General features: G+C 60.4%; 25 protein-coding genes. 10 read left to right on the top strand and 15 right to left on the bottom strand.

The features are described 5' to 3' along the window. Positions 1-4 precede the first annotated feature (4 nt). A complete protein-coding gene (katG, locus tag ACWIKB_RS29430; RefSeq protein ID WP_475271027.1) occupies positions 5-2260 on the top strand; it encodes a catalase/peroxidase HPI in 2256 nt (751 codons plus the stop codon). Between the two features lie 461 nt (positions 2261-2721). Here the strand turns inward: katG and ACWIKB_RS29425 are convergent, their stop codons facing one another. The 8 genes from ACWIKB_RS29425 to ACWIKB_RS29390 all read right to left on the bottom strand — a co-directional run bounded on the left by ACWIKB_RS29425 (position 2722) and on the right by ACWIKB_RS29390 (position 11717). After that, positions 2722-3336 carry a hypothetical protein gene (locus ACWIKB_RS29425; RefSeq protein ID WP_475271026.1) on the bottom strand — a complete coding sequence of 205 codons (615 nt, stop codon included), beginning with the start codon at positions 3334-3336 and terminating at the stop codon, positions 2722-2724. 233 nt (positions 3337-3569) lie between these two features. Continuing rightward, positions 3570-3776: a hypothetical protein gene (locus ACWIKB_RS29420; protein WP_475271025.1), complete on the bottom strand. Its 207-nt coding sequence runs from the start codon at positions 3774-3776 to the stop codon at positions 3570-3572. A 60-nt stretch (positions 3777-3836) separates the two neighbouring features. Next, entirely contained in the window at positions 3837-4859 is a 1023-nt protein-coding gene (locus ACWIKB_RS29415; protein WP_475271024.1) for an AbrB family transcriptional regulator, read from the bottom strand. A gap of 73 nt (positions 4860-4932) precedes the next feature. Then, positions 4933-5343, bottom strand: a complete 411-nt coding sequence (locus ACWIKB_RS29410; RefSeq protein WP_475271023.1) for a low affinity iron permease family protein — start codon at positions 5341-5343, stop codon at positions 4933-4935. Between the two features lie 180 nt (positions 5344-5523). Continuing rightward, positions 5524-8103, bottom strand: coding sequence for a bifunctional diguanylate cyclase/phosphodiesterase (locus tag ACWIKB_RS29405; protein WP_475271022.1), 2580 nt, complete (start codon positions 8101-8103; stop codon positions 5524-5526). A gap of 275 nt (positions 8104-8378) precedes the next feature. Continuing rightward, complete coding sequence (gene scpB / locus ACWIKB_RS29400) at positions 8379-9161, bottom strand: methylmalonyl-CoA decarboxylase (protein ID WP_475271021.1); 783 nt, start codon at positions 9159-9161, stop codon at positions 8379-8381. Next, positions 9158-10384 carry a CaiB/BaiF CoA transferase family protein gene (locus ACWIKB_RS29395; RefSeq protein WP_475271020.1) on the bottom strand — a complete coding sequence of 409 codons (1227 nt, stop codon included), beginning with the start codon at positions 10382-10384 and terminating at the stop codon, positions 9158-9160. The genes scpB and ACWIKB_RS29395 overlap by 4 nt, the downstream gene beginning before the upstream one ends. Positions 10385-10412: 28 nt before the next feature. Continuing rightward, positions 10413-11717 carry an MFS transporter gene (locus tag ACWIKB_RS29390; protein ID WP_475271019.1) on the bottom strand — a complete coding sequence of 435 codons (1305 nt, stop codon included), beginning with the start codon at positions 11715-11717 and terminating at the stop codon, positions 10413-10415. A 166-nt stretch (positions 11718-11883) separates the two neighbouring features. On the opposite strand from ACWIKB_RS29390, the gene ACWIKB_RS29385 reads away from it, so the two are divergent. From ACWIKB_RS29385 to ACWIKB_RS29370, 4 genes are all read left to right on the top strand, one after another. After that, positions 11884-12801: a LysR substrate-binding domain-containing protein gene (locus ACWIKB_RS29385; RefSeq protein ID WP_475271018.1), complete on the top strand. Its 918-nt coding sequence runs from the start codon at positions 11884-11886 to the stop codon at positions 12799-12801. 174 nt (positions 12802-12975) lie between these two features. Next, on the top strand, positions 12976-14196 hold the full coding sequence (locus ACWIKB_RS29380; RefSeq protein WP_475271017.1) for a helix-turn-helix domain-containing protein: 1221 nt from the start codon (positions 12976-12978) through the stop codon (positions 14194-14196). Between the two features lie 35 nt (positions 14197-14231). After that, the gene (locus tag ACWIKB_RS29375) at positions 14232-14861 is read left to right on the top strand and encodes a Vgb family protein (protein ID WP_475271016.1); all 630 of its coding nucleotides are present in this window, start codon (positions 14232-14234) and stop codon (positions 14859-14861) included. Positions 14862-15057: 196 nt separating this feature from the next. Continuing rightward, positions 15058-15429: a hypothetical protein gene (locus tag ACWIKB_RS29370; protein WP_475271015.1), complete on the top strand. Its 372-nt coding sequence runs from the start codon at positions 15058-15060 to the stop codon at positions 15427-15429. A gap of 151 nt (positions 15430-15580) precedes the next feature. Here the strand turns inward: ACWIKB_RS29370 and ACWIKB_RS29365 are convergent, their stop codons facing one another. From ACWIKB_RS29365 to ACWIKB_RS29345, 5 genes are all read right to left on the bottom strand, one after another. Continuing rightward, positions 15581-16369, bottom strand: a complete 789-nt coding sequence (locus ACWIKB_RS29365) for an alpha/beta hydrolase (RefSeq protein ID WP_475271014.1) — start codon at positions 16367-16369, stop codon at positions 15581-15583. Between the two features lie 154 nt (positions 16370-16523). Beyond that, a complete protein-coding gene (locus ACWIKB_RS29360; protein WP_475271013.1) occupies positions 16524-17987 on the bottom strand; it encodes a GDL motif peptide-associated radical SAM/SPASM maturase in 1464 nt (487 codons plus the stop codon). Positions 17988-18059: 72 nt separating this feature from the next. Further along, positions 18060-18647: a DUF1842 domain-containing protein gene (locus tag ACWIKB_RS29355; RefSeq protein ID WP_475271012.1), complete on the bottom strand. Its 588-nt coding sequence runs from the start codon at positions 18645-18647 to the stop codon at positions 18060-18062. Between the two features lie 54 nt (positions 18648-18701). Continuing rightward, entirely contained in the window at positions 18702-19343 is a 642-nt protein-coding gene (locus tag ACWIKB_RS29350) for a DUF1842 domain-containing protein (protein ID WP_475271011.1), read from the bottom strand. 38 nt (positions 19344-19381) lie between these two features. Then, entirely contained in the window at positions 19382-19570 is a 189-nt protein-coding gene (locus ACWIKB_RS29345) for a DUF1843 domain-containing protein (RefSeq protein WP_475271010.1), read from the bottom strand. Between the two features lie 316 nt (positions 19571-19886). Between ACWIKB_RS29345 and ACWIKB_RS29340 the strand changes: the two genes are divergently transcribed. Next, complete coding sequence (locus tag ACWIKB_RS29340; RefSeq protein WP_475271009.1) at positions 19887-20120, top strand: hypothetical protein; 234 nt, start codon at positions 19887-19889, stop codon at positions 20118-20120. Here ACWIKB_RS29340 and yghX read toward each other — a convergent pair. Both yghX and ACWIKB_RS29330 read right to left on the bottom strand, forming a co-directional pair. Next, on the bottom strand, positions 20108-21016 hold the full coding sequence (yghX, locus tag ACWIKB_RS29335) for a YghX family hydrolase (protein ID WP_475271008.1): 909 nt from the start codon (positions 21014-21016) through the stop codon (positions 20108-20110). The genes ACWIKB_RS29340 and yghX overlap by 13 nt on opposite strands. A gap of 36 nt (positions 21017-21052) precedes the next feature. After that, positions 21053-21553, bottom strand: coding sequence for a transporter suffix domain-containing protein (locus ACWIKB_RS29330; RefSeq protein WP_475271007.1), 501 nt, complete (start codon positions 21551-21553; stop codon positions 21053-21055). A gap of 175 nt (positions 21554-21728) precedes the next feature. Between ACWIKB_RS29330 and ACWIKB_RS29325 the strand changes: the two genes are divergently transcribed. The 4 genes from ACWIKB_RS29325 (at position 21729) to ACWIKB_RS29310 (ending at position 26071) form a co-directional block, all read left to right on the top strand. After that, complete coding sequence (locus ACWIKB_RS29325) at positions 21729-23264, top strand: efflux transporter outer membrane subunit (protein ID WP_475271090.1); 1536 nt, start codon at positions 21729-21731, stop codon at positions 23262-23264. After that, positions 23257-24396: an HlyD family secretion protein gene (locus ACWIKB_RS29320; RefSeq protein WP_475271006.1), complete on the top strand. Its 1140-nt coding sequence runs from the start codon at positions 23257-23259 to the stop codon at positions 24394-24396. Before ACWIKB_RS29325 ends, ACWIKB_RS29320 begins: the two co-directional genes overlap by 8 nt. Beyond that, positions 24386-25402, top strand: a complete 1017-nt coding sequence (locus tag ACWIKB_RS29315) for a DUF2955 domain-containing protein (RefSeq protein ID WP_475271005.1) — start codon at positions 24386-24388, stop codon at positions 25400-25402. Before ACWIKB_RS29320 ends, ACWIKB_RS29315 begins: the two co-directional genes overlap by 11 nt. 90 nt (positions 25403-25492) lie before the next feature. Beyond that, positions 25493-26071, top strand: coding sequence for a DUF4337 domain-containing protein (locus ACWIKB_RS29310; protein WP_475271004.1), 579 nt, complete (start codon positions 25493-25495; stop codon positions 26069-26071). Positions 26072-26176: the final 105 nt, after the last annotated feature.

The following is a 26176-nucleotide window of genomic DNA, read 5'->3' as shown; positions in this document are numbered from 1 at the left end:
TTACATGGCAACTGAATCGAAATGCCCGTTCAATCACGCCGCTGGCGGTGGCACGACGAACCGCGACTGGTGGCCGAATCAACTGAACCTGAAGATCCTGCACCAGCACTCGTCCCTGTCCGATCCCCTGGACGAGGGCTTCAACTACGCCGAAGCGTTCAAGAAACTGGATTTTGCGGCGGTCAAAGCGGACTTGAATGCGCTGATGACCGACTCGCAAGACTGGTGGCCGGCAGACTTCGGTCATTACGGGCCGTTTTTTATTCGTATGGCCTGGCACGCGGCCGGTACCTATCGTACCGGTGATGGCCGCGGCGGCGCGGGTTCCGGTCAGCAGCGGTTTGCGCCGCTCAACAGTTGGCCGGATAACGTCAGCCTCGACAAGGCGCGGCGCCTGCTGTGGCCGATCAAGCAGAAGTATGGGCAGAACATTTCCTGGGCTGACCTGATTGTCCTCACCGGCAACGTGGCGCTGGAGTCCATGGGCTTCAAGACCTTTGGTTTCTCTGGTGGTCGTCCGGATGTGTGGGAGCCGGACGAAGATGTGTACTGGGGCTCCGAGAATAAATGGCTCGGCGGCGACACCCGCTACGACAAAGCCAAAGCCCCCGTGGAAGCGCCCGGCGACGGTCCGCTCGTCGCCGAGCCAGGGAAAAACGAAGAGAGCCGTACCGACCACGGACGCAACCTTGAGAACCCGTTGGCCGCCGTGCAAATGGGCCTGATCTACGTCAACCCAGAAGGCCCGGAAGGCGAGCCCGACCCTGTCAAGTCCGCCATCGACATCCGCGAAACCTTCGGCCGCATGGCCATGAACGATGAAGAAACCGTGGCGCTGATCGCCGGCGGCCACGCCTTCGGCAAGACCCACGGCGCCGGTCCTGCCGACAATGTGGGCGCAGAGCCCGAAGCGGCGGGCCTCGAACAACAAGGCTTTGGCTGGAAGAACAGTTTCGGCACGGGTAAAGGCCCCGACACCATCACCAGCGGCCTGGAAGTGACCTGGACCACCACGCCGACGAAGTGGAGCAACAACTACCTGGAAAACCTGTTCGGCTTCGAGTGGGAGCTGACCAAAAGCCCGGCAGGCGCGCACCAGTGGACCCCGAAAAACGGTGCAGGCGCAGGCATCATTCCGGATGCTTTCGATCCGTCGAAACGGCGCAATCCGACCATGTTGACCTCGGACCTGGCCCTGCGCTTCGATCCGATCTATGAACCGATTTCCCGGCGCTTCCTGGCCAATCCCGACCAGCTCGCCGATGCGTTCGCCCGGGCCTGGTTCAAGCTGATCCACCGCGACATGGGGCCGCTGTCACGCTACCTCGGCCCGGAAATGCCCGCCGAAGAGCTGCTGTGGCAAGACCCGATTCCTGATGTCGATCATCCGCTGGTCAACGACAGCGACATCGCTGGACTGAAGAGCAAAGTGCTGTCCTCGGGACTGAGCGTTTCACAACTGGTCTCGACCGCGTGGGCAGCGGCTTCCACTTTCCGTGGCTCCGACAAACGCGGCGGTGCCAACGGTGGACGCCTGCGCCTGGAGCCGCAGAAGTCCTGGCAAGCCAACCAGCCTGAGCAACTGGCCAACGTGCTGGCGAAACTCGAGGGCATCCAGCGCGAGTTCAGCAGCGCTGGCAAGAAAATCTCCCTGGCCGACCTGATCGTGTTGGCCGGCAATGTGGGCGTCGAACAAGCGGCGAAAAATGCCGGGCACTCCATAACAGTGCCGTTCACGCCGGGGCGGATGGACGCGTCGCAAGAGCAGACCGATGTCGAGTCTTTCGGCTTTCTGGAACCCATCGCCGACGGCTTCCGCAACTACCTCAAAACCCGCTATCGCGTACCGGCCGAGCACCTGTTGATCGACAAGGCGCAGCAACTGACCCTCAGCGCGCCGGAATTGACCGCGTTGATTGGCGGCCTGCGCGTGTTGAACACCAACGTCGGCCAAACCAGACACGGCGTCTTCACCCAGCGGCCAGAAGCGTTGACCAACGACTTCTTCACCAACCTGCTGGACATGGGCGTGGAGTGGAAGCCGACGTCGGACACGCAGGAAGAGTTTGAAGGACGGGACCGTAAAACCGGCGCAGTGAAGTGGACCGCGACCCGGGTTGACCTGGTCTTCGGCTCGCATGCGCAGTTGCGCGCGTTGGCAGAGGTGTATGCCAGCAGCGATGCGAAGGAACGGTTCGTTAAAGACTTCGTGGCGGCGTGGGTCAAGGTGATGAATCTCGATCGGTTTGATTTGAAGTGATGTAAGCAGAAAACAGCCCGCTGAACCGGTGACGGTCAGCGGGCTTTTTTTGCCCCGGACTTACACAAACCTGTAGGAGCGAGGCTTGCCCGCGAAGGCGGCATATCAGTCGCCATCAATGGTGACTCTGCGGGCCTCTTCGCGAGCAAGCTTCGCTCCTACAAGGAGTGCGGTGATCTGATCCGTATTTTCCCGTGTCATCTGCATCTGTAACGAGATCAGTGCCAGTCCCACAATGCCTCACCGGCCCGGCCGCCTGGAGTGAACACACTTCACTGCGCCTGTTGCGCCGCAAACTCAAGTAGTAGGAGGCCTTATGGCTAAGATGGCGATTTTCCTGGGTGGGTTTCTGGTGCTGACCATCTTGATTGGTGCCCGTGCCACGATTTCTCCGGTGTAAGGACAAAAAGCCCGCTGAGCCGGTGACGGTGAGCGGGCTTTTTTATAGGCGGATTTCGGTGTTACTCGTCGCCGTACATCAACGCCAAACTGTCGATCCACTCGGCAGTAGCGCCGTACCTTGTGTAATAGGCATTCTTTTCTGCTTCGTTTAAACCGGCGAAAAACGGCAGGAAGTAACTGTCGTTGTAGTAGCCGTTCGCGCCTTGCATATTGCCTCCCCACCACGACGGGTTGTACCCCTCAAACGCAATCCACGGTGGGGGCACGGCGAAACGCTCACGATAAATGATGTCCAGGAATTCGACGCTGTTCGTCACCAGCCGTACGGTCGTGGAATTGAATGCTTCGTCGGATGTGAAGCAGACCAGATGTTCGTTTCTCTGGGCGTTTGCGTATTGCTTGACGATGAGGTGGTTGAATGGCTTTTCAGTCCTGAGGCTGAAATTTGCATTGACCAGAGCCCAGAAATTATCAACGTCGTTATCGTCGATTAAAAATGCAGAGTAATAAGCTGGAACGCCGATGTTCTCCAGTGATACCGCTTGCGGGAGACCCGTTGTAAGGCCTGTTAAAGGCTTGGAAAAAACCGCCTTCAATTCTGATAAGGAATATCCGACGATTTGTTCTTTGGGCTGTGGCTTCAGGACGGCTTTGAAGCGACTAAAAAAACTCATTGGCTGGCCTCGATCCTTGAAATCCAAATCAGAATTGTCCGTTGTTTAACGCTGACAGATAGGTCTGCTGCTCGGTGAGCCTTGTTTCATGAGCTTTATGAATTTGCCAGTGATTCGAGCTTTGAGGCCCCGGCTTTCGTAAAAAAGCCCCGTCCTTTTTAGAGGACAGGGCATTTGCATCTTGAAGATCAAAAGATCGCAGCCTTCGGCCGCTCCTACCTCGGCCGCCACCGCTAATTCCCATCCGCAACCTTGCGCTCGATCTCATCAACCTTGCGTTGCAACTTCTCAACCTCCTGCTCTTTAACCCGAGTGGAGGAGGGTGTAATCACTTCATCCACGCCTCGGGTATCGTCATCTCGATCCTCAAGATCCCGTTCCACCACATTCACCGGCTTGCCAGATGCATCGGTGGGCGTTGCTTTCGATTCATCATTCATTTCGCATACCTCCATTGACCTAATCATTGGAGGCACCGTTACGCCCAGAGTTCGAGATTTCTACAGTTCACTTTCACGCCAGCGCCGCGCCTGGACGAGCACTGCCGGGGCAAAGTGCAACATCACCATTCGCACCAAGTGATGGGTCAGGATAAATACTACATTCAGCCCGCCGCTGAACGCGACGATGGCGATGGTTTCGATGGCGCCGGGCATGTAGGCCAGCCACAACGACAAGGGGTCGCTGCCCAGGACTCGTGAGGCCACTACAGCAAACGCAGCGGCGATAAGTATCATCAGGGCGATGGACATCACCCCGGACCGACCGTGGCGAACAAGATCCGCCAGGGAAATATCCTTGAATTTCGAGCCAATCAGCGTGCCGAGGATGACCGTGGCGAAATTGACGCTCCATGGCGGCATCTGGAAGTCCGGCAGCAAGCCCATCTTGAGGTAGACGCCGGTGGCGACGATGGCGGTAAGCATGAACGGTGCCGGGACGCCGATGCGCAGCAGCACGCGACCGATCCCGATGCACAGGGCGATCAACGACAGCACTGTCACCACGGTGCCCGTGAGCAGCGGGGTGTCTTCGGCGACTACCAGGTTGGTTTGCACAGGGATGAGAAAACTGACCAGCACGGTGATCGACAGCAACCGCACCAGGTGCACGACGATGACTTTGCCAGACGCCCGCTCGGATTCCAGCAAATCGAACACGGCGGCGAGTGCACCGGGGTAGACGGCCAGCAGCGAGTCCTTGAGGTTCCAGCCAGACACCTTGAACAGCCAGAAACCGGCAGCAGTAATCTGGACCGCCAGGCACAGGAACAGAAAACCCAGGCTTGGCAACAGAGCGGCGGCGGTGTGGCTGTCCCAGGCCTTAAACATCAGGCCGGTGGCGATCCCCAACACCACTTGTACGTAGCCGAGGCCCAAAGGCACGGTGGGCGCAAAGTGCAGGTTGCTGGCGATCAGCCCGCTCGTGAGTATCGAACCGAGCAGCAGGCCGTGGGGCACGCCGGCGTATTGCAGCGCTGCGCCGACGCCGCTCGCAATCAGTAAACACAGTAGGGTTTTCATGAGTCTTCCTTGATTCTAGTTGTTACCCAATGTTTCAAACCATGCACTTTCTCCCACTTAACGGCGTGCAGCGTCAAGCAGAAGGCGATGCGCTCGGCCGGTCAGCCCGTTCAACCGGCGATGGAATATGCATCGGTTCGCTTTCGCCCATCGTGCTGTATTGCTCACGCAGGGCGCGCAGTTCCTTGGTCCCCAGTTTGTCCAGGCACAGCGCCGCGTTCTGCGCCTCTTGGGTGGCACGCAGTAACTCGTCAATCTTCAAATGCAGAATGTCGTTGTCGCGGTTCTGGGTGTTTTGAATCAGGAAGACCATCAGGAACGTGATGATGGTGGTCGAGGTGTTGATGATCAGTTGCCAGGTGTCGTTGTAATGGAAGTACGGCCCGGTGCATGCCCAGATGCCGATCAGGGCGATGGCGAGGAGGAAGGTTTTGGAACTGCCGGCCCAGTTGGAGAGGGATTGACAGAATTTTGCGAATTTCATGGCCGTGGTTCCTGAGGGGTGGTAACCCATGGACTACGTGCGGTTCTTGAAATTCTTTTTTACATTTGAATCGGCCGACGAAATGTCGATTTTTTGCTGGAGGTGTCTGGCTTGCGGGTTGTGCTGATCTTGAGGGCCTCTTCGCGGGCAAGCCTTGCTCCTACAGGGGCGCGGTGTTGGTCAGGATCGGGATTGGCTTAGTAGTTTGCTGAATGCCTGTTTGTCGACCGGGCGACTCATGTAGAAGCCTTGTACTTCGTGGCATTGATCGGCGCCGAGGATGTTCAGTTGTTCTTCGGTTTCGACACCTTCAGCGGTGACGGTCAGGCCCATGGCTTTGCCCAGGCCGATGATCGCCTGGACCACGGCGCGGTCGTTGCCGCCGCTGCCCATCGAGGCGATGAAGCGCTTGTCGATCTTGATGCCGTCGAACGGATAGGCTCGCAGGTAGCCGAGCGAGGAATAGCCGGTGCCGAAGTCGTCCATGTTCAAGCGTACGCCGAGTTCCTTGAGTGCGTTCATCGTGGTGAGGGCGCCGTCGATGTCGTTGAGCATTACGTTTTCGGTGATCTCAAGTTCGAGGCGGCTGGCCGGGAAACGCGTTTCGACCAGCACCTCGTGGACATCCTCCACCACGTCGCTACGGGCAAATTGTGCCGGGGACAGGTTGACCGACAGCAGGATGTCGTCCGGCCAGGTCAGGGCGGTTTCGCAGGCTTCACGCAGCACCCAGCGGCCCAGCGGCACGATCAGGTCGGTTTGCTCGGCCAACGGGATAAACACGTCCGGCCCGAGCAGGCCCTGAGTCGGATGCTGCCAGCGGACCAGCGCTTCAACCGAGACAATTTCCTTGCCATCCACTTTGTAACGCGGCTGGTAATGCAGCACAAACTCATGATTTTGCACGGCCATGCGCAGGTCGTCTTCCAGTTGACGGCGATGCTGGATCTGGTCGCTCATGTGCGCTTCGAAATAGCACCAGGTGTTTTTACCGTCGGACTTGGCCTTGTACAGGGCGATGTCGGCGCAGCGGATCAATTCGCTGGGCACATAACCCTGGCGGCGGCTGAGGGCGATGCCCAGGCTGGCGCCGATATGTAGGGCATGCTGTTCGTAGTGGATGGGGCGGTGCAGGCTACCGATCAGCCGGGTGCAGAACTTATCGATTTCGCTATGGCTGTCCATGCCGTGCAGCACCACGACGAACTCGTCACCGCCAAGCCGGGCGACGATGTCATGGTCGCGGGTGCACTCGCGCAAACGGGCGCCGACTTCCTGCAACACCGCGTCGCCGGCAGGGTGGCCGAGTGAATCGTTGATCGGCTTGAAGTTGTCCAGGTCGAGCATTAACAACGTCAGGGGCGTCGAGTGTTCCTTGAGCAGCAAGGCGTCTTCCAGGTAGCGGGCGAGCTTGTTGCGGTTGGGCAATCCGGTCAACGCATCGTGCATCGACAGATGCTGGATTTGCGCGTGGGCGGCGACTTCATCGGTGATGTCGCTGGCCGTGCCCCGGTAGCCAATGATGTTCTGATTGTCGAAGATCGGGCGAGCAGACACCCGGCAGTAGCGTTGTTCTCCAGATTGATCGCGATAGGTACAACGCAGGTCGCTGACGCTGGCTTCTTCGGTCAGTTTGTTTAGCCAAAGGGCCAGCGGGGTGGTGTCGCAATACAGCAGTTGCTCGATGTTTTGCCCCAGCCATTGCTGATCGGTGAAACCGGTCACGGCGCTGAATCGCCCGGACAGGTAGGTGATGAACTGTTGTTGATCGATTTCCCAGATCCAGTCGGACGCGGCTTCGGCAACGGCGCGGAAGCGTTCTTCGCTGGCTTCCAGCGCGTGATTGGCAGTTTCCAGCGCCTGGTTGGAGGCTTGTAGCACTTCATAACTGCTGTCGACGTAGCGAGACGAGCGCATCGCATAACGAAAGAAATAAGCCGTCAGCAACATGAGCACCACCAATGTCCCGCCCAGCGGTGGCAACAATGACCATAACAAATGTTTTCCGGGTTGATCGAGTTGGGCAATAAGGCTGTAGCCGGTGTTGTCCAGAGGCACCTGTTGCTGGTCTTTGGCGAGGGTGGCATCGGCGGCGAGGTTCAAATCGTCCAGGCCATAACTGGTGCCCAGGGTATGCAGTTTGGCCGCTGTCAGTTGATCGACAAACACCAGCACGGAAGTGGTTTTTGGATCGTCAATCGGGCGTTCGTCATTCGGCATGACCGCCTCGGCGGTCAACAAGGCAGGCGATCCCTCGAACATCGTATACAGGCTCACCGGTTTGGTCAGATCGGCCTGGCTATGCACCTGATTGATCAGCTCCGCTACAGGCGCCGTCAGGTAACCGGAAAATTCCCCATGGACCAATTGCCCGCGAATCACCGCGTATTTGGTGTGTTCCTGATCAAGCACAAACACCCCTTCGTAGCCATCACTGGTGAACAACGTTTTGCCCATATTTTGCTGGGTGTACGCCCAGTCGATGTCCACTTCACCGTTCAGGTGCTCATAGGCGGACGTCCAGTAGGCATAACTGGTGATGTAGTTTTTTGATGCGGTGATACGGTTTTCCAGCGCGCGGGCGGTGTAGAAGCGGGTGTCGTTGATGTCTTCGGCATCGAGGCCGGTGGCGATGCTGAACAGCGCGCCGACCACCATGCAGACGCCGACGATAAACAGAATGCCCATCGCAAACGCCAGGCGCCGGGTCACCGAGCTTTGCCGGGTAGGGGCGGGGGCCGTATAGGCTGAAACGTCCATTGACTCGTCCTTGATCCATTGTCACGGCGTCTGGGCAGATCTGACGGTTGCAATGTTCAGGCTGCCCGGCGATCCAGTCATCCGCGACGGTCGGTGATGAATCTATGGGCGTGAGTATAGGCGGCGTGGGGGAGAACGTCGGGGCCCTGGGATTCGTGTTGCATGCCAGGGCCTCTTCGCGAGCAGGCTCGCTCCCACATTTGGAATGCATTTCCCTGTGGGAGCGAGCCAGCTCGCGAAGACTTCAGCACAAACAACGAAGCTTTCAGCCCTGACTACTGACCACTAAACACGGCCCCTCGACGCTCGGCAAACGCCGCCAACCCCTCACCAAAATCGGCGCTCTCACACGCTTGCCGCCGCAGTTCGGCAATCTGCTCCATCGCCTGCACCGGCATCGGTTGCAGGTCTTCCAGAATCCGTAACTGTTCCTTCACCGCCGCCACCGCCAGTGGTGCTTTGGCGGCGATGCCCCGGGCCATTTCCAGCGCGGTCGCTTCTAGGGTGTCGGTCTCCACCAGCCGGTTGATCACCCCAAACCGTTCCGCCCGCTGCGCATCCAGTTTCTGCGCGGTGAAGAACATTTCCTTGAGCACATGAATCGGCAAATTATTGAAGAACCGCAGCAAGCCGCTGGTGGTGTAGGGCAAGCCGATGTTCACCGGGGTCATGGCGAAACTGGCGCTGTGGTCGGCCACCACCAGGTCGCAACTCATCGCCAGGTCCACCGCGCCGCCCCACACTGAGCCTGAGATCAGCGCGATGACCACGCCAGGGTAGGCGCGAATACGCCGCAGCACTTGCTCAAGGGGTTTGCCGTAGGCGATGGGGTCGCGGTCATGTTGCAATTCACGAATGTCGTGGCCGGCGCTCCACACCGGTTGGCCCACGTCGGCGCCGAGGATCACCACCGGGACCCGTTGGGCGGCGAGGGCGACCAGGCTTTCGTCGACGGCGTTCAACAGTTGCGCACTGAGGGCGTTGCGATGGGCGGGGTTGCTGAAGACCAGTCGGGCGATGCGCTCATCGACGTGGTTGACGGTAACGGTTGCGTTCATTGGGCGGTTCCTGTGGCGTGTACGGGTGAATCGTCGGTGTCCTGGAACACCACATTGGCGGCGAGCAGTGCATTGATCGATGCGCTATCGAAACCCGCTTCGCACAGCACTTCAAGGGTATGTTCGCCCAACAGCGGCGGCGGTCGGCTGGCGGCGCTGTCGGTGGCGCTGAACACCGGCGTGACCACTTGGCGCAGTGCACCGAGGGTCGGGTGCGTGAGGGTTTCGGTCAGTTGGCTGTGCAGCACTTGTGGGTCGTCGAACACTTCGTCGAGGGTGTTGATCGGGCCGGCGGGCAGGCCGGCGTCGATGAACAGCTCGGTCCACGCGTGTTTGCTGCGGGTTTTGAGACGGCTTTCGAGGATCGCTTTCAACTCTTCACGCCGCTCGACCCGCGCTTCATTGGTGGCGAAACGCGGATCGTCCGGCAGCGCCGGCAAGTCGAGCAATACACACAAGCGCCCCCACATTGCCGAGGTGATCGGCGCCAGGTTGAGCGGGCCGTCCAGCGTCTGGAACACACCATAAGGTGCGATCACCGAATGCGCATTGCCGGTGCGGCGAGGCACATCGCCGAGGCTGAGATAGCGTTGGCCGTGCACGCTCAACAACCCCACCAGACTGGCCAGCAACGAGGTGCTGACATGCTGGCCTTGCCCGGTCTTCGAGCGTTCCAGCAGTGCGGCCAACACTGCTGTCACCAGCCACATGCCCGAGGTCAAATCGCCGATAGCCGTCCCTGTGCGGGTCGGATCGCCATCGACGAAACCGGTCAGGCTCATCAGCCCCGAGTAGCCTTGGGCGATTTGGTCGAAACCGGGCCAACTGCTCATCGGGCCGTCGGCACCGAAAGCGTTGATGCTGCCGAGAATCAGCCGTGGATTGCGCGCGCTGAGTACGTCGTAACCGAGGCCCATGCTCTCCAGCGTGCCGGGTTTGAAGTTCTCGATCACCACGTCGGCGTCGTCGATCAACCGCTGGATCGTCGCCAGTCCTTCAGGGTGGCGAAAATCGATGCACATCCCGCGTTTGTTGCGGTTGCACGAGAGGTAGTAGGTGCTCACGCCACGGTCGAACGGGCCCCAGGTGCGGCTCATGTCGCCGGTCGGGCCGGGTTCGATCTTGATCACATCGGCACCGAGATCCGCCAGCACCATGGTGCAGAACGGTCCTGACAGCGCGCGGCTCAGGTCGACAATCTTTACGCCTTGCAATGCTTGCATAGGATTCTCCAGTCAATGATCAGATGCGCTATTGCGGCAAGGTCTGGTCGCGGGTTTCGACGGCAAACGGCAGGATCAGAATGCCGGCGACAAACGCCGCGGCAGTCCAGGCGATGGGCGCGCCGAGCGAGCCGTGCCAATGAATGGCTGCCGCCAGCAGGAAGTTGACTCCAGCACCGATAAAGCGACCCACCGAGGCGTTGAAGGCGAACGCCGTGGCACGGATGCGGGTCGGGTATTGCTCAGGCAGCCACAGCGAGAAAATCGCGAAGTTGCCGCCGAAGAAACCGAGGAACACCAGCGAGACCATGAACAGATGCAGGCCGTCGTCCATGTAGAACACCCAGCCGAACGCGACCACAATCGACGCGGCCATCCCGGCGAAGTAGATGCCCAGCGCTTTGCGCCGCCCGACGCGCTCCGCCAGCCACGGCGCGATAAGGCAGCCGAGGATGGTGCTCAAGGACAGGATCGCCGCGCCAATGGAAGCCAGGTGCACGGCGCCGACGTGGTCGATACCAGCGCGGGTGGCGAGCGTCACCACGGCGGTGGCTTCGTACACCGAACCGGCCCACAAACCGACGATGGCGACGCCGACCAAGGCTGAGCTGGTCAGCGTGCGGCGGCGAAATGCCGGGGCGAAGATCTCCAGCCACGCGCTATGCGCTTTGGGGCTTTTGACGTTGATCACAGGCTTGTGCGGCTCTTTGACTTTTAGCGCGGTATAGATCGCCACGAACGCCGGGAACAACCCGCAGAGAAACATCACCCGCCAGCCATATGTGGCGCCGACCGTGTAATTCAGCAACGCGGCGATAAAGAAGCCCAGGTAGTAGCCGGTTTGCAGGTAGCCCGCGCCCATTTTGCGGCGGTCTTCCGGCCAGCACTCGGCGACGTAGGTGCCCGCCAGTGCCCACTCGCCACCGACGCCAATCCCGGCAATCAGCCGAAACGCCGCCAACTGCCAGATGTTCTCGGAGAACGCCGCCGCGCCGGTAAACAGTGAGTACACCAGGATGCTCGCGGCCAGCATTTTCACCCGGCCAAAGCGGTCGGCCAGCGGCCCCCAGATAAACGACAGGCCCCAACCAATCAGGAACAACCCGAACAGCAGGGAACCGTACATGGCGATATTGGCGGGGGTGGCGGTGATGCCGGAGTTGGGCAGTAACTCGGTCATGGCTGGAATCAGCACCAGGGCAAAGATGACGGAATCCACGCCATCCAGTACCCAGCCCAGGTAGACCGTCCAGAAGCCGCGAATCTGTTCGCGGGTCAGGGGCGTTTTGATCGGTTTCGCGTGTGTTGCCGATGCAGTCATTGCTCTAGACATTACGGTCTCCCAGTGGCCCTTTTCAGGCCTATGGAAGCGCTGCGCGGCAGTGGCGGCCGTGTGCGCTTCGTTTGTTGTGAGACGAGTCTAGGCGGCGTATCTCATAAACTTAAAATATGATATTCCTCTGGTCCTAACGGAAAATACGATGGCTTTGGAGATGCCCATGGACCTGCGTCAATTGCGGTATTTCATCAAGGTCATCGAGTGCGGCAACATCACCCGCGCCAGCGAAGCCCTGCACATCGCACAGCCTGCAATCAGCCAGCAGATGCGCAATCTGGAGCAGGACATGGACATGCAATTGCTCGAACGCAGCGTACATGGCGTGGTGCCGACGGCGGCGGGGCGCACGCTGTATCGGCATGCCATCGAACTGCTGCGCCAGGCCGACGGCACCCGTGAACTGCTGCGCCAGGATGCGGAGTTCCCACGGGGTAAAGTCTCGGTCGGCATGCCGTCGAGTACCGCGCGGATGTTGGCGATCCCGTTGGCACGCACGATCCGCAGCCGTTATCCGGGGATCAAACTGGAACTGATCGATGCGCCGAGCGCAGAGTTGGGAGGGCTGATCACCGTCGGGCGAGTCGCATTGGCAGTGAATGTCGATGTGGTCGAAACCCGCGGCGTGATCTCGCAACGGCTGCTCACCGAAACGCTGTACCTGGTGGCGTGGCCTGAGTTTTCGTTGCCGGCGGGCCTGGTGTCGATAGAGGCGTTGGCGAAGATGCCGCTGGTGCTGCCTTGCGCGCCGAACACCATTCGCAGTCGGGTCGAGTCAGCCTTCCAGGAGGCCGGTCTGCATTGCGAAGTGGAATTTGAAGCCAACTCCACGGACCTGCTGTTCTCGGCGGTCAAGGCCCGGTTGGGCGTCACGATCCTGCCGTGGGCGGCGGCGCATGTTGAACTGGAGCAACACAAGCTGAAGCTGGCGCGGATCGACCATCGACTGTTCACCCGTGATTTATCCCTGTGCTGGCATGACACGGCGGTGCAGAGCAATGCGGTGCAGAAGGTCAAGGCGACCATTTTTGAATTGTTTGACGGGTTTGGGCGGCAGCCTGGGTGGGCGGATGGGCGGTGATTTTTGTGCTGTGTTTGAGGGGCTCTTCGCGAGCAAGCTTTGCTCCTACAGGTTTGCTCGCGATGACGGCCGTCCAACCACCCCAAATACCGCATCAGTTCGAGATCAGTCATCGTGAGATAGACTGAACGCAATGCATCAAACGGTGGGAGTGACCAATGTGGCGCGATTCAGATGGATTCGCTGATCACGGCGGCAGCGCGAGCGCTGGCGTCAGGTGATCCCCTCGGCGCACTAAACCGGATTGCCCTGCGCGAAGATGCGGCAGCGCTGGCACTGCGGGGCATCGCCATGGCGCAGCTCGGCGATCTGGTGCGGGCCAGGACATTGGTGCAGCGAGCGGCGCGGGCCTTCGGGCCGAAAGAGGCGTTGGCGCGGGCGCGGTGTGTGGTCGCCGAGGCTGAGATTGCGTTGGCGTCACGGGACCTCGGTTGGCCGATCAAAAAGCTCGACATGGCGCGGCAGATGCTTGAGGCCCATGGCGATTTCGTCAACGCTGCCCATGCACGGTATCTGGAGATTCGGCGTCTGCTGCTGATCGGGCGCCTGGATGACGCGCAGCACACACTCGCCGAACTCGACCCCGCGCCACTGCCGCCCGCATTGCGTGCGGTGCATGAACTGGTGGTGGCCGGGATCGCAATGCGGCGCCTGCAATCCAACACCGCACGGGCGGCGCTGAACCGAGCCGAAACGGCCGCCCGTGATGCTGCGATCCCGGCCCTGACTGCCGAGGTCGAACATGCCACCCGGATCCTCGATACCCCCGTCGCGCGGCTGATTACCCATGGTCAGGAACGGCCACTGTTGCTGGCGGAAGTTGAAGCGTTGCTCGCCTCAACGTCGCTGGTGGTGGACGCCTGTCGCTACAGCGTGCGCGGCGCCGGCATGTCGGTGTCCCTGGCGTCGCGGCCGGTGTTGTTCGGCATCGTTCGGGCGCTGGCCGAAGCCTGGCCGGGTGACGTGTCGAGAGAAACACTGATCGCCCGAGCCTTCCGATTGAAACTCACCGATGAGTCCCACCGTGCAAGGTTACGCGTCGAAGTCGGGCGCCTGCGTGCGGCCCTCGAACCCCTGGCCAGCGTGACCGCCACCCCGCGCGGTTTTGCGTTGGTGGCGCGCGGTGCAAGCGACGTCGTGCTGCTGGCGCAACCTGTCGAAGAGCAATACGCCGCGCTGTTTGCGTTCCTGGCCGATGGTGAATCGTGGTCGAGTTCCGCCCTGGCGCTGGCCCTCGGCATCAGTCAGCGCACAGTGCAACGGGCACTCGACACGCTGGCGGCGAGCGACAAGGTGCAGTCATTCGGCTGTGGTCGGGCGCGGCGCTGGATGACCCCGCCGGTGCCCGGTTTCGCGACGACTTTGTTACTCACGGCGCCGTTGCCCAGTGATTAGGATCACCTCACCAACCCGTGACTGAGGAAGCGATCATGAAACACTCAACAGCCGAAATACTCCGTGAATATGGACCCTTTGCCGGTGTCGATGCCGTGCATGGCGTGACCTGGGACGGCCAGAGTGTGTGGTTCGCCAGCGGCGAAAAACTCAACGCCCTCGACCCGGCCAGCGGCCAGACCTTACGCTCCATCGATGTCAGCGCCGACGCCGGCACCGCGTTCGATGGCGAGCACTTGTTTCAGATCGCCGCCGATCGTATCCAGAAAATCGACCCCAAGACCGGCCGAGTGCTCCACACCATCCCCGCGCCCGGCAACAGCGACTCGGGCCTGACCTGGGCCGAAGGCACGCTGTGGGTGGGCGAGTACCGCGACCGCAAGATTCATCAGATCGACCCCGAGACCGGCACGATCCTGCGCACCATCGAATCCAACCGTTTTGTCACTGGTGTGACGTGGGTCGAGGGCGCGTTGTGGCATGGGACGTGGGAGGGCGATGAGAGCGAATTGCGGCGGGTTGATCCGGCCACGGGTGAGGTTTTACAGAGCGTGAAAATGCCCGCTGGGGTTGGCGTTTCCGGGCTGGAGTCGGATGGTGCGGATCAGTTCTTTTGTGGCGGTGGTGGCAGTGGAAAGGTGAGGGCGGTGCGGCGGCCGAAATGAGCTCACATCGTTGATTTTGGTGGGGGCTGTGAGGCCGCCTTCGCGAGCAAGCCCGCTCCCACATTGGATCTGTGGTGTACACAAAGCCCCTGTGGGAGCGGGCTTGCTCGCGAAGAGGCCCTCACAGACAACAAAAGCGCCTCGGAATGTCCCGTATGATTGCCGCTCCCCCCAAGCCAGCCGCAAGGACCCACCCATGGCGTTAAGCAAACACGAACAAGCCCACACCGAACGCCGCCTGGTCGCCACTCTGACTGAAGCCTGTGAAACCGCCAAAGCCGAAATCATCGGCTTTTGCTGGCTGACTCACGAAGTCGATTACGCAAGGTTCCCTTCCAGCCTGCGGGTGGTCTGGGTCTTCAATACCGAGGCCGAGAAGAATCAGGCATTGGCCAGCGGGCAGGGCGAGCGCATGGTCGAACTGACCACGTTCGCGTTAACCGAAGCAGAGGTGCTCGTCAGCCCGGTAGCCGCCCACGTGCAGTTCGATTCTGAAGAGCAATGCCAGCGCGTCAACGGCGGAAACTGGGTGCAACGTCTGGCGCCCAAGCGTTCGACGGGTGTGTGACCTACGCGATTTACGTAGGAGCTGCCGAAGGCTGCGATCTTTTGATCTTGCTTCTCTGATGCCGCCAGAGACACCAAAAGAACGCAGCCTTCGACAGTTCCTACACGGATCGGTTTTCGGCGCGGTGAGCGGGGTCAATTCACAACCGCACTCACAATCTGGCGCCTATCAACTTAAGGTACTCGGGGCTCTCTGAAATCGAATTGTGCCCGACCCCCGCGATGACCTTCAGCACCGCAACCCCAGACGGGAACTGTCTATAGAGCCGTTCCGTGCTTGAGCCTGGTATCACTTCATCCTGTTCAGCCGCGATCAACAGGGTCGGCACGTTGATGTGTGCGGCGTACTTTCCAGAGTCGAACGTATCCTTCAACAACCACTTCACCGGAAAGATCGGGTACTGGCGAGCGGCGAGTTCCAGCAGGCTGTTGTAGGGCGTGATCAAGATCAGGCGCGTTGCCGGACGTTGGCTGGCGAGGCGAATGGCGACGCCGGTGCCGAGGCTGCGACCGACCACGGCCACTTGCGGGTGTTCGGCGTAAACCCGGTCGAACAAATCCAGCGCATCACGGGCAATCGCTTCCTCGGAAGGCGACCCTGAACTGCCACCGTAGCCTCGGTAGTGCAGCAGATAGATCGCCTGATCAGGAAAGGCTTCGGAAAACGAAGGCAGGTTTCGCGAGACATCCTCGGCATTACCGCCAAAATAAATCAATGCCTTGGGGCCAGCGTGAGGCCTGACGGATACCTGCAATTGCGCATCGGCTACCGATAGCTTGAGCACGGTGTCGGCGGTGGCGATGGCGCTGGGTTGCGGGAAGTAGATCAAGGCGCGTTGAAACACGAACAACGCCAGGCACAGCAGCAGGTAAAGGGCTGCAAGCGCTACGAGGATGTACACCAGGATTCGTGGCATTCGGCTGATTTTTCTGGGTGGCATTGACTGCTCGGGGCTGACGACGGTTTTCGCTGATCATTGTCGCAGTCTAGTCCAGCACGAGATCAAAAGATCGCAGCCTTCGGCAACTCCTACGCTGGAATGCGTACACCCTGTAGGAGCTGACGAAGGCTGCGATCTTTTGATCTTTTAAACGTCACATCAGCGTACTTTGCGGCAACCCCAACAAGCCCGTCAGCGTATTCATGATCCCTTGCTGCCGCGCCCGATCCACCTGGTGCAGCGCCTCTGCCGCCGCCACATCCGCCGCACAGTGCGGGCAAATCACTTCATGTTGATGGATGTACTGCAAACACCCACGGCACAGCGCCAATTGCGTCGGCACGCGTCCTTCATCCGGCGATTTCTGCCCCTGATTTGCCCAGGCAAGTTTGATCACCTGCCCGCTGTCGCTGACGCTACTCACCGCTTCACCCGTCTCGATGCGCTCGGTGATCAAGTCAAAACGCCCCACCGCAAATGACTTCTGCGCCGCGTCTTCAAGCTTGACGATCCGTTCGCGCAGTCCGCGTTTTTGCAGGTCCAAGGCGCGGTAATGGCAGTAGGGATTGTTGCCGGGTTTGCCGAGCAACGAGTGTGAAGTCCAGGTGCAACCGCCACGGCAGACGTCGTTGTAATAGCAGCTTCGGCAGTAACCCCACAGGTCGTCGACCGATCGCAGGCGGCCGAAGTGCATGCCTTCGCTGTAGTGCCAGATGTCGTGCAGGCTCATGTTGCGCACGTTGCCGCCGGAGAAACCGACGGTGGCCAGGGAAGGGCAACCCTTCACCGTGCCATCGGCTTCAAGTGCCAGCACGGTTTGCCCGGCGGCACAGCCGCTCCAGTGCACGCGTTCGTCACCGAAACCGCGCCACATGTGCTCATACGGGCCGTAGTAACCGATGTTGTTGCCCACATTCATCAGCAGGCCGCGATCGACGCCTTCGCGGTACAGGCGCGCGAGCAATGGCATCACTTCCAGCAGTTGGTAGGGCTGCAGCAACAGCTCCGGATGATCCACGGCGTTGCCCATGGCGACGGTCAACTGGATCTGCCAGTGGGTGGCGCCGAGGTCGATGATCAGGTCCATCAGCTCGGGCAAGTCGGGCAGGGTAGCGGCACCGATCTGGGTGTTGACGCTCACTGCCAGGCCGGACTGTTTGGCGCGGCGCAGGGTGTCCACGGCTTTGTCGAACGAGCCGGGGACGTTGCGCACGGCGTCATGCAGCGGCGCCAGTCCATCCAGCGAAACCCCGACACCATTGAGCCCCGCGTCCACTGCGGCCTGCATTTTCGCCGGCGTCAGGTTGCGTCCGCCGGTCTGGATCGCGCAATACATGCCGTGATCGTGGATGGCCTGGATCAGTCGGGTCCAGTCCTTGCGCAAATAGGCTTCGCCGCCGATCAAGGTGATCTCGCGGGTGCCGAGCGCCGCCAGGGAGTCGATGACGTCGAGGCATTCCTGGGTGTTCAGTTCATCGGGTCGCCGGTGACCGGCGCGGGAGCCGCAATGCAGGCATTTCAGATCGCAGGCCAAGGTGATTTCCCAGACCACATGCACCGGCACGTAGCGTTTGAGGTCGGTTTCACTGAGGTAGCGGGCAGGGCGATTGTCTGACATGGGAAATCCTTGCGCACAAGTGTGGTGAGGGGGCTTGCCCCCTCGCCACAGTGCTCGTCGATAGTGGACGGTTTAGCGTGCTTCCAGACGCGCGATTTCCGCGTTCAACTGCTCCAGCGCACCGCGCAGGGTGCCGGCGTGTGCCAGTTGTTGCTCCGCCTGGCTCACCACCGATTTCAACTGCGCCAGATCACCGCTGGCTTGCGCCTGCTGTACTGCGACGGCGTAGAGCGGCTGGGCGTGGTGCGGATGCTCGGGTATCGGCTGAATGCTGATTGGGGCCTGGCTGACGGCGGCGTGTTTGACCGCATGCCAGGTGCCTCCCTCCTGATACTTGTAGTCGACAAAGCCGCTGGCCCAATCGGCACCGAGGATGCCCTTCAAATGGAAGGTCTGGGCAATCTGGCTCAGAGGACCGCTCGGGCTGCCATCCAGGGTCAGGATGATGTGGCTCTCGGCTGTCGGCACCAGTTTGACCTCGGAGTACTCACCCCATACACGGGCGCGAAAATTGAGAGGCGGATAGGTGCTTTGAAAGATGCTGGCAACACCGCTGACTTTCTTTTTAACCGTGTCGACAAGCAGATCGAGGGTCAGTACCGGGGCGCCGAGCAGGTGATTGCTGACGATGAGGCGTGTGTGAAAAAGTCCGATTGACATGGTGCAACTCCCTTAAGTGTTTTCAGGACAAGCCAGGCACATTGAGTGGCCGGGTCAGCGGCGTTCGAGCCGACTGATTTCGCCCTTGGCAGCTTCCAGTGCGCTTTGCAGTTGTGGCTGCTGATCCAGTTGCTGTTTGGCCAGGCTCGCCAGGCTTTTCATCTGGGCCAGGTCGCCGCTGGCAATGGCGCTTTGAATCGGCGCGGCGTACAGCGGCATGATCGGTGGGTAAGGTGACTGCGGTGGAATCACCGGACCGGGTTCCAGCGGTGGGAAGGCGCTGGAACGCACCGATTCAACGAGATGAGCGGGCGCGTTATTCACTTCGATCCAGCGCTGGCCATCGTAGTAGGTGTAGTTGGCGACACCGTCTTTCCAGTCGGTGCCTACTACCAGCCGTACCTTGAAATTCACGATGGAATTGGAGCCCGTGCCGCCGTGATTGCCTTGTGCGGTGATCAGGATTTTGCTGACACCGGGCGACATGACGGTCAGATAGGTGTATTCGCCCCAGACATCGGAATGCACATCCAGCGGCGGGTTGGTCGCCTGAGTGATTGCCGCAGTGCCACTGACAGTTTCTTCAGGGGTAAAGACCAGCAGATTGAGTGCCAGGCTTTGTGCGCCCGGTGCCGAAGTACCAATTCGGTAGGCGAGCGGGAACAAGCCGACAGGCTGTTGATTAGAACCAGACATGGTTATTGCCTCCATTGCAATAAGGGGAGAAAACAGAGCTAGTGTTTTTCCTGGCGCGAAACTTCCTTGGCCAGTCTTTCGTAGGCGGTTTTTAGCTCTTTGGGTTCAACTTTGGATGCGTCGCGTTGTTTCAATAACGCTTTCATCTGTTGCAGGTTGCCTTCCGTGATCGCGTCATGGATGGCCGCCCCGTACGGGGGGATGGGATGAGACGAAGAACTGCTCATGACGACTCCTTCCGTGGTAGTTGTGGCACTGCTCCGATCAGCAGTTTTTGCAGTTAAGCAGGACTCTTTAAATATGCAATGGCCAATAGAGGCATAATGCCTGTTAAATTTTTAATACGAATTTTCTAATCGCGATGCGTTTGGATAATGCTGGATTGATATTAAGAATGGCGATGAATAAAAGTGTGTTGAGCGTTTTTCTCATAAGTAACGGTGCTCTTTATCGCCATTAATAATGAGTTTTCCATATAACGTTTGGCATTAAACTTCAGTGTCTTTTGACAGGGGGTTTAGGGCCACAAACAGGGAGTGCGAAATGACCGAGCGCCATCTGATCCACACCGAAACGCTGTCCAACGGCTGCAAAATCGAGGTCAAAGCCAAGATCCTGCGGGACGGCTCACTGGAGATGTTCATCGGGGTCTACCGGCCGGACGGCACGGTGATTCTTGAAAACAACGACCCATCGCCACACCTGCTGGATATGGAGGCCGCGATGGACTGGGGCATCGAGATCGCCAGGAAGGCTGCTAACGCTCAGACCGCCTGACCTTCATTCAGCGCCAGATAGCGCTTGAACCAGTCCAGCGTGCGACTCCAGGCAAGTTTGGCGGCGGCTTCGTCGTAGCGAGGCGTGGAGTCGTTATGAAAGCCGTGGTTCACGCCGGGGTAAATGTAGGCTTCATAGGTCTTGCCCGCCGCTTTCAACGCCTGTTCGAACGCCGGCCAGCCTTCATTGATGCGGGTGTCCAGCTCGCCGTAGTGCAGCATCAACGGCGCCTTGATGCGGGGCACGTCCTTAGCCTCGGGCTGGCGGCCATAAAATGACACCGCCGCGCCCAGTTCCGGATAGGCCACGGCCGCCGCATTGACCACGCCACCGCCATAGCAGAAACCGGTGATGCCGACTTTTCCGGTGCCTGCGGCATGATTCATCAACCACTCGATGGCGGCGAAAAAATCGTTCATGAGCTTCTCCGGGTCGACGGTCATTTGCAGCTCCCGGCCCTTGTCATCGTTCCCGGGATAGCCGCCCACAGACGTCAGGCCATCGGGGGCGAGGGCAATGAAACCAGCCTTGGCCACGCGCCGGGCGACGTCTTCGATATAAGGATTGAGCCCACGGTTCTCATGCACGACCACCACCGCCGGCACCTTGCCGGTGGCTTTCGCCGGTCGCACCAGGTAGCCACGCACCTGGCCGTGGCCTTTGGGCGAGGGGTAGGTGATGTACTCGGCGAGGATGTCCGGGTCGGTGAACTCCACTTGCTCGGCCAGGGCGTAATTCGGGCTCAGGGCGGCGAGCAGGGCGGAGGCGGTCAAACCGCCCAGCGTGAACAACGCCGCCCGGTCGAGAAACTCGCGCCGACTGATCTGCCCATGGACGTAGTAGTCGTAGAGCTCCAGCAATTGGGGGGCGAAGTCTTTCGCGGTCAGACGGCTCATGGGCCTGTTTCCTGTCGATTCATTCGTAAAGAGCCGCTAGGCGTTCGCAACCTTGGCGGTGCGAATGAACAACGCGCGCACCTTGTCCCAGAAGTTGCCGCCGAGCACGAAGAAACTGCCGATCAGCATCACATCGCCCAACAACTGAAGCTGCCAGAGGTTCGGCCGCAGCCCTGGCCAGATGCTGTCGACGTAGGGTTCAAGAAACGCCGAGATCAGCGGCAGGCAGAACATCACCAGGCCGATGCGATGGCGAACCGGCCCCACTTCGGCGTCTGCGCTGGGCGCCAATGAGGTCACGTAGCCGAACACGCTGCGTTTCAGCTGCTGGAACCCGGCCTTGCCCATGACTGCGATCACCAGGATCAGCAGGACCTTGTTACTGATAAACAGCACGCCCGTCAGCGCCGCGACTTTCGAGCCCGGCACGCCGACAGCGGCAGCGAGCGGCACCATCAGCCACGAGCCCAGCATCAGGCAGAGAATGACGATGCCCAGTTTGAAGCGCCAGCCGGCCGAGTGGGGTTGGGTGGTCATGAGGGTCGCACCTTGTGATGGATTGCCGCAGTTTTGAAAGCTCTTGAAAAGCGTAGCAGCTGACACGTGACTGTGAGCAAGTCCGCGTTTTTGTACCGCTCGGCTTTCATCGGGGCGTCTATGCTCCAGTCATCTTCCTTGGCCGGGGAAAAACCCTATGCATTCACGTGCCGCCATGCTGATCCGGTCGGGGCCGCTCTTGCTGCTGGTGCTCGGCTTCAGCGGCTGCGCGCGCGTGGGGCCGGACTTCCAGCCGCCGGGCGAGGAGTGGGTCAAACACTGGAGCACGCCGGCACTGGAGAAAGCCAGTGAGCGAGGCGAGAGCCCGGACCTGCGCCAGTGGTGGCAAGTCTTCAATGACCCGGTGCTCGATCAATTGATCACGGATGCGGATGCCCACAACTCCAGCCTGAAAATCGCCGGCCTGCGGGTGATGGAAGCACGGGCACAATTGGGCATCGCCCAGGCCGGGCGTTATCCGCAATTGCAGCAGGCCAATGTCGACCTGCTTTATGCGCAGCGCCGCCAATACAGCGGCAGTAATCCGAAAAACAGCAACTTCTGGCAATTCAGCGAAGGCTTCGACGTGGGGTGGGAACTGGATTTCTGGGGCCGTTTCAGTCGGGCCATCGAGTCTTCGGATGCCAGCTACTTCGCCGCCCAGGCCAACTATGAAGACGTGCTCGTGTTGCTGCGCGCGCAAGTGGCGGACACCTACTTTTCCATGCGCACCACCGAAGCGCGATTGCGTGTGGCCCGGGACAACACGCGCCAACAAAAGCGCAGCCTGGAGATCACCCGCAAGCTGTTTAACAGTGGCCAGACCGCCGAACTCGATCTGCAACAGGCCAGGACCCAATACCTTGGCACGCTGGCCAGCATCCCCAATCTCGAAGACCAGTTGCATCGAACCCGTAATGCCTTGGCGGTGCTGACCGGGCAGGCGCCGGGTCAGTTGCCGCAAGTGACGGACAATGAAGAATTGATCCCGTTGCTGGACCGCGCGGTGCTGCAAGATGTGCCGGCCAATCTGTTGCTGCGTCGCCCGGATGTGCGCGCGGCCGAGCTGAATGTTGCCGCCCAATCAGCCCTGATCGGCGTGGCCGTCAGTGATTTCTATCCATCGTTGACCTTGCTTGGCAGCATCGTCTGGACCGCCAGTTCCGTGGGCGGTACGCCGAACAACCTGGACTTTGTCGGTGGCCCGAGCCTGCGCTGGAACCTGTTCGATCACGGCCAGATCAGCAACAACGTGCGGGTGCAGGATGCGCGTTTGCAGCAATTGATCGAGTCCTATCGCGACACCGTGCGCCAAGCCGCACGGGAAGCCGACGATGCCGCCAGCGGCTTGAGCAAGTCCCTGGAGCGCGAACGCATCTTGCGTCAGGCCGAGGTGGCGGCCAAGCGCTCGCTGGTGCTGGCGCGGGCGCAGTACACCGAAGGCTTTTCAGACTTTCAACGGGTGCTGGATGCGCAACGGGCACTGCTCGAACAACAGGACAATTACCTGGTCAGCCGCAGCAATGCCGTGAGCAACCTAATCGCGCTGTACAAGGCCCTCGGCGGTGGTTGGTACGCCGCCCAGCCAATTCTCGACCACGCCACGCGCAAGCAAATGGAAACACGCACTGACTGGGACAGCCTCCTCGACGAGTCCGCCGCAACGCAACCAGTCTTTCCCCAGCCCGACAAGGTGAACAACCATGAGTGAAGCCGCGCAGCCCTCTGTCGAAGCGCCTGCGCCCAAGGCGTCAGCGCCGGCCGCCGACCCGGCGAAAAAAGGTATCAAGTGGGTGTTGCTGCTGATCATCGTCAGTCTCGTCTGGTACGTGCTGGCCGACCGTTTCACGCCTTACACGCAACAGGCGCGGGTCGGGGCGTTCGTGATTCCGGTGGCGGCGGAAGTGGCGGGGCGGGTGATCCGGGTGAATGTGCGCAACAACCAGGACGTCAGGGCAGGGGACATCCTCTTCGAAGTCGATCCGCAGCCCTATCAGATTGCCGTGGAGCGCGCCCGCGCCGACCTTGAATCGACCCGCCGCCAGATCGGTGCCAGCACCGCCGGTATCGCCTCGGCGCAGGCCTCGTTGCGCTCAGCCCAAGCCAATGAACTGAAGGCGCGGCAGGACAATCAGCGGCTGGAAGGCTTGTACCGCGCGGATAAAGGCACCGTGTCCGTGCGCCTGCTGGAAGTGTCGCGGGCCAGCCTGGAACAGGCCACCAGCCAAGTGGCCGCAGCGGAGGCCGAAGTGCAACGGGCGAAGGAGCAGGAGGGCGGCAGCGAAGCGGAGAATGCACTGCTGCGCAGCGCTGCGACGGCCCTGTCAAAAGCCGAACTGGATTTGGCCAACACCCGCATCGGCGCGCGCTCGGCCGGGCTGATCACCGACCTGCGCACCGACGTCGGCCAGTTCGCCGCCGCTGGCAGTCCACTGATGACGCTGATCGCCATCCACGACGTGTGGGTCAGCGCCGACATGACCGAGAACAACCTCGGCCTGGTCAAACCCGACACGCCGGTGGCCATTGTGCTGGACGCGTTGCCCGGTGAAGTGTTCGGTGGCCGGGTGCGCAGTGTCGGCTATGGCGTCAGTGTCGGTCAGCCGCCAGCCCCCGGGACCTTGCCGAGCGTGCAGAACAGCCGCGACTGGCTGCGTCCGGCCCAGCGTTTTCCGGTGGTGATCGAGTTTGATGAGGACGCGTTGAACGCCTTGCGTGACAGTCGCGCCATCCGCGCGGGCGGGCAGGCGGAAGTCATGGCGTTCCCGGCGTCAGGCAATCCGTTGAACCCGCTGGGTCGAGTGTTTTTAAGTCTGATGAGTTGGTTGTCGTATGCCTATTGAGCGCACCGCTCGGGATCAGCGTTCACTGCGCCTGGCCACGGGCACGGCGCTGTGCCTGGCCGCGAGTTTCGGCTTGGCGTTGCCGATTCCATTTCTTGCGCCGGTGCTGGCGTTGCTGTTTTTGGCCACGCTCAATCGGCCACTGCCGTTCAAGTCCGGCGTGGTGCTGGCGCTGGTGGCGATGCTGACGACCGGCATCGGTTTGTTGCTGATTCCGCTGCTGGGGCATTACCCGGTCAGTGGCCTGTTGCTGATTGGCGTTGGCTTGTTCCTGGTGTTTCGCTTTGGCCTGCGCGGCGGCAATAATTTGATCGTGACCTTTCTGGTGATCGGCCTGACCATGATTTCGGCGGCCGGCACTGCCAGTTTCGAATTGGCGCTGCTGGTGATTGGTGCGCTGGTCAAGGGGCTGCTGCTTGCCGTGTTGGTGGTGATCTTGAGTCATGGGCTGTTTCCCGAACCGGTCAATGCGCCGCCGTCACCTGTGCCCTCGACACTTCCTGCCGAAGAGGTTGATCGAGTGGCGTTGCGCGCCACCCTGATCGTGTTACCGGCGTTCCTGCTGGCGCTGATCGATCCGGCCAGCTACCTGCCGATCATTCTGAAAGCGGTCAGCCTCGGCCAGCAGAGTTCGACGACGACGGCGCGCAATGCCGGTCGCGAATTGCTCGGCTCGACGCTGCTGGGCGGCGTGCTGGCGATCCTGTTCTGGTGCGCCCTGAGCCTGTTCGTGCACTTGTGGATGTTCTTCCTGTGGATGCTGCTGTTCGGCCTGGTGCTGGCACGCAAACTCTACGCCCTCAGCCCGACCCGGTTCAGCCCGGGGTTCTGGCTCAACACAATGATCACGCTGATTATCCTGCTCGGCCAGTCAGTACAGGACAGTGCCGTCGGCAAGGACGTTTACACCGCGTTCGCCGTGCGCATGGGGCTGTTTATCGTAGTGACGTTGTATGCCTGGCTGATGGTTCACCTGCTTGAGCAACGCCGGGTGAATCCAGCCTGAACCCTGGCTGAACGACTGTTCGTTGAGCAGCACCTCGCACGAGGGCTGGCCTTACACTTCGGCACTCGTCCAACCCCTGAAGTCAAAGCCATGTCTGAAGCGTTCGAAGTCCCCAGCCCCCACGAACATCATGTCGAACACGTCACGCATCACGCCCATGGCAACGGCGATAATTTCGCCAGCAAGATCGCAGTGATGACAGCGATCATGGCCACCATCGGCGCGTTGCTCAGCTATCAGGCAGGTTCCACGGAAAGCGAAGCGGCGATGGACAAGAACAACGCTGCCATCGAGAAGACCGAAGCCTCCAACCAGTGGAATTACTACCAGGCCAAATCCAGTCGGCAAAACCTGTCCGAGCTGGCGACCCATATCCCGGGCATCGACGCCGCGCACTACGCTGCCGAAGCCGAGCGTTACAAGAAAGAAAAGGAAGTCGTGCGCAAGAAGGCCGAAGCGCTGGAGGAAGAGGTTCGGGTGTGGGATGAAAAGTCGGAGCAGGCCTTGCATCAGCATCATCGCTGGGCCCAGGCGATGACCGCGATTCAGATCGCGATTTCCCTGGCGGCGATCACCTTGTTGACCCGCAAGGAATGGCTGAAAAAAGTCGCCTACACCGCCGCCAGCGCCAGTGTGGTGTTGGGCACGTTGGCGTGGCTGCATCTTTAAAGGACAGGCCTGACAACACACCAATCCCATTGTGGGAGCGGGCTTGCTCGCGAAGACTGTGGGTCAGCTTGCATTGATGTTGGCTATGCCACCGCCTTCGCGAGC

This window comes from Pseudomonas sp. 5Vm1k (genome assembly GCF_056161485.1).
Note: the sequence above shows the minus strand (reverse complement) of the source record. Positions and strands in the feature narration are given on the sequence as shown.

Coding starts and splice junctions, on each gene's coding strand:
- ACWIKB_RS29390 (WP_475271019.1), bottom strand. CDS start 11,717: ATGTCTAGAGCAATGACTGCATCGGCAACACACGCGAAACCGATCAAA.
- ACWIKB_RS29395 (WP_475271020.1), bottom strand. CDS start 10,384: ATGCAAGCATTGCAAGGCGTAAAGATTGTCGACCTGAGCCGCGCGCTG.
- ACWIKB_RS29325 (WP_475271090.1), top strand. CDS start 21,729: ATGCTGATCCGGTCGGGGCCGCTCTTGCTGCTGGTGCTCGGCTTCAGC.
- ACWIKB_RS29370 (WP_475271015.1), top strand. CDS start 15,058: ATGGCGTTAAGCAAACACGAACAAGCCCACACCGAACGCCGCCTGGTC.
- ACWIKB_RS29405 (WP_475271022.1), bottom strand. CDS start 8,103: ATGGACGTTTCAGCCTATACGGCCCCCGCCCCTACCCGGCAAAGCTCG.
- ACWIKB_RS29380 (WP_475271017.1), top strand. CDS start 12,976: ATGGATTCGCTGATCACGGCGGCAGCGCGAGCGCTGGCGTCAGGTGAT.
- ACWIKB_RS29330 (WP_475271007.1), bottom strand. CDS start 21,553: ATGACCACCCAACCCCACTCGGCCGGCTGGCGCTTCAAACTGGGCATC.
- ACWIKB_RS29410 (WP_475271023.1), bottom strand. CDS start 5,343: ATGAAATTCGCAAAATTCTGTCAATCCCTCTCCAACTGGGCCGGCAGT.
- ACWIKB_RS29385 (WP_475271018.1), top strand. CDS start 11,884: ATGGACCTGCGTCAATTGCGGTATTTCATCAAGGTCATCGAGTGCGGC.
- ACWIKB_RS29365 (WP_475271014.1), bottom strand. CDS start 16,369: ATGCCACCCAGAAAAATCAGCCGAATGCCACGAATCCTGGTGTACATC.
- ACWIKB_RS29420 (WP_475271025.1), bottom strand. CDS start 3,776: ATGAATGATGAATCGAAAGCAACGCCCACCGATGCATCTGGCAAGCCG.
- scpB (WP_475271021.1), bottom strand. CDS start 9,161: ATGAACGCAACCGTTACCGTCAACCACGTCGATGAGCGCATCGCCCGA.
- ACWIKB_RS29320 (WP_475271006.1), top strand. CDS start 23,257: ATGAGTGAAGCCGCGCAGCCCTCTGTCGAAGCGCCTGCGCCCAAGGCG.
- yghX (WP_475271008.1), bottom strand. CDS start 21,016: ATGAGCCGTCTGACCGCGAAAGACTTCGCCCCCCAATTGCTGGAGCTC.
- ACWIKB_RS29345 (WP_475271010.1), bottom strand. CDS start 19,570: ATGAGCAGTTCTTCGTCTCATCCCATCCCCCCGTACGGGGCGGCCATC.
- ACWIKB_RS29415 (WP_475271024.1), bottom strand. CDS start 4,859: ATGAAAACCCTACTGTGTTTACTGATTGCGAGCGGCGTCGGCGCAGCG.
- ACWIKB_RS29360 (WP_475271013.1), bottom strand. CDS start 17,987: ATGTCAGACAATCGCCCTGCCCGCTACCTCAGTGAAACCGACCTCAAA.
- ACWIKB_RS29355 (WP_475271012.1), bottom strand. CDS start 18,647: ATGTCAATCGGACTTTTTCACACACGCCTCATCGTCAGCAATCACCTG.
- katG (WP_475271027.1), top strand. CDS start 5: ATGGCAACTGAATCGAAATGCCCGTTCAATCACGCCGCTGGCGGTGGC.
- ACWIKB_RS29310 (WP_475271004.1), top strand. CDS start 25,493: ATGTCTGAAGCGTTCGAAGTCCCCAGCCCCCACGAACATCATGTCGAA.
- ACWIKB_RS29375 (WP_475271016.1), top strand. CDS start 14,232: ATGAAACACTCAACAGCCGAAATACTCCGTGAATATGGACCCTTTGCC.
- ACWIKB_RS29425 (WP_475271026.1), bottom strand. CDS start 3,336: ATGAGTTTTTTTAGTCGCTTCAAAGCCGTCCTGAAGCCACAGCCCAAA.
- ACWIKB_RS29315 (WP_475271005.1), top strand. CDS start 24,386: ATGCCTATTGAGCGCACCGCTCGGGATCAGCGTTCACTGCGCCTGGCC.
- ACWIKB_RS29350 (WP_475271011.1), bottom strand. CDS start 19,343: ATGTCTGGTTCTAATCAACAGCCTGTCGGCTTGTTCCCGCTCGCCTAC.
- ACWIKB_RS29340 (WP_475271009.1), top strand. CDS start 19,887: ATGACCGAGCGCCATCTGATCCACACCGAAACGCTGTCCAACGGCTGC.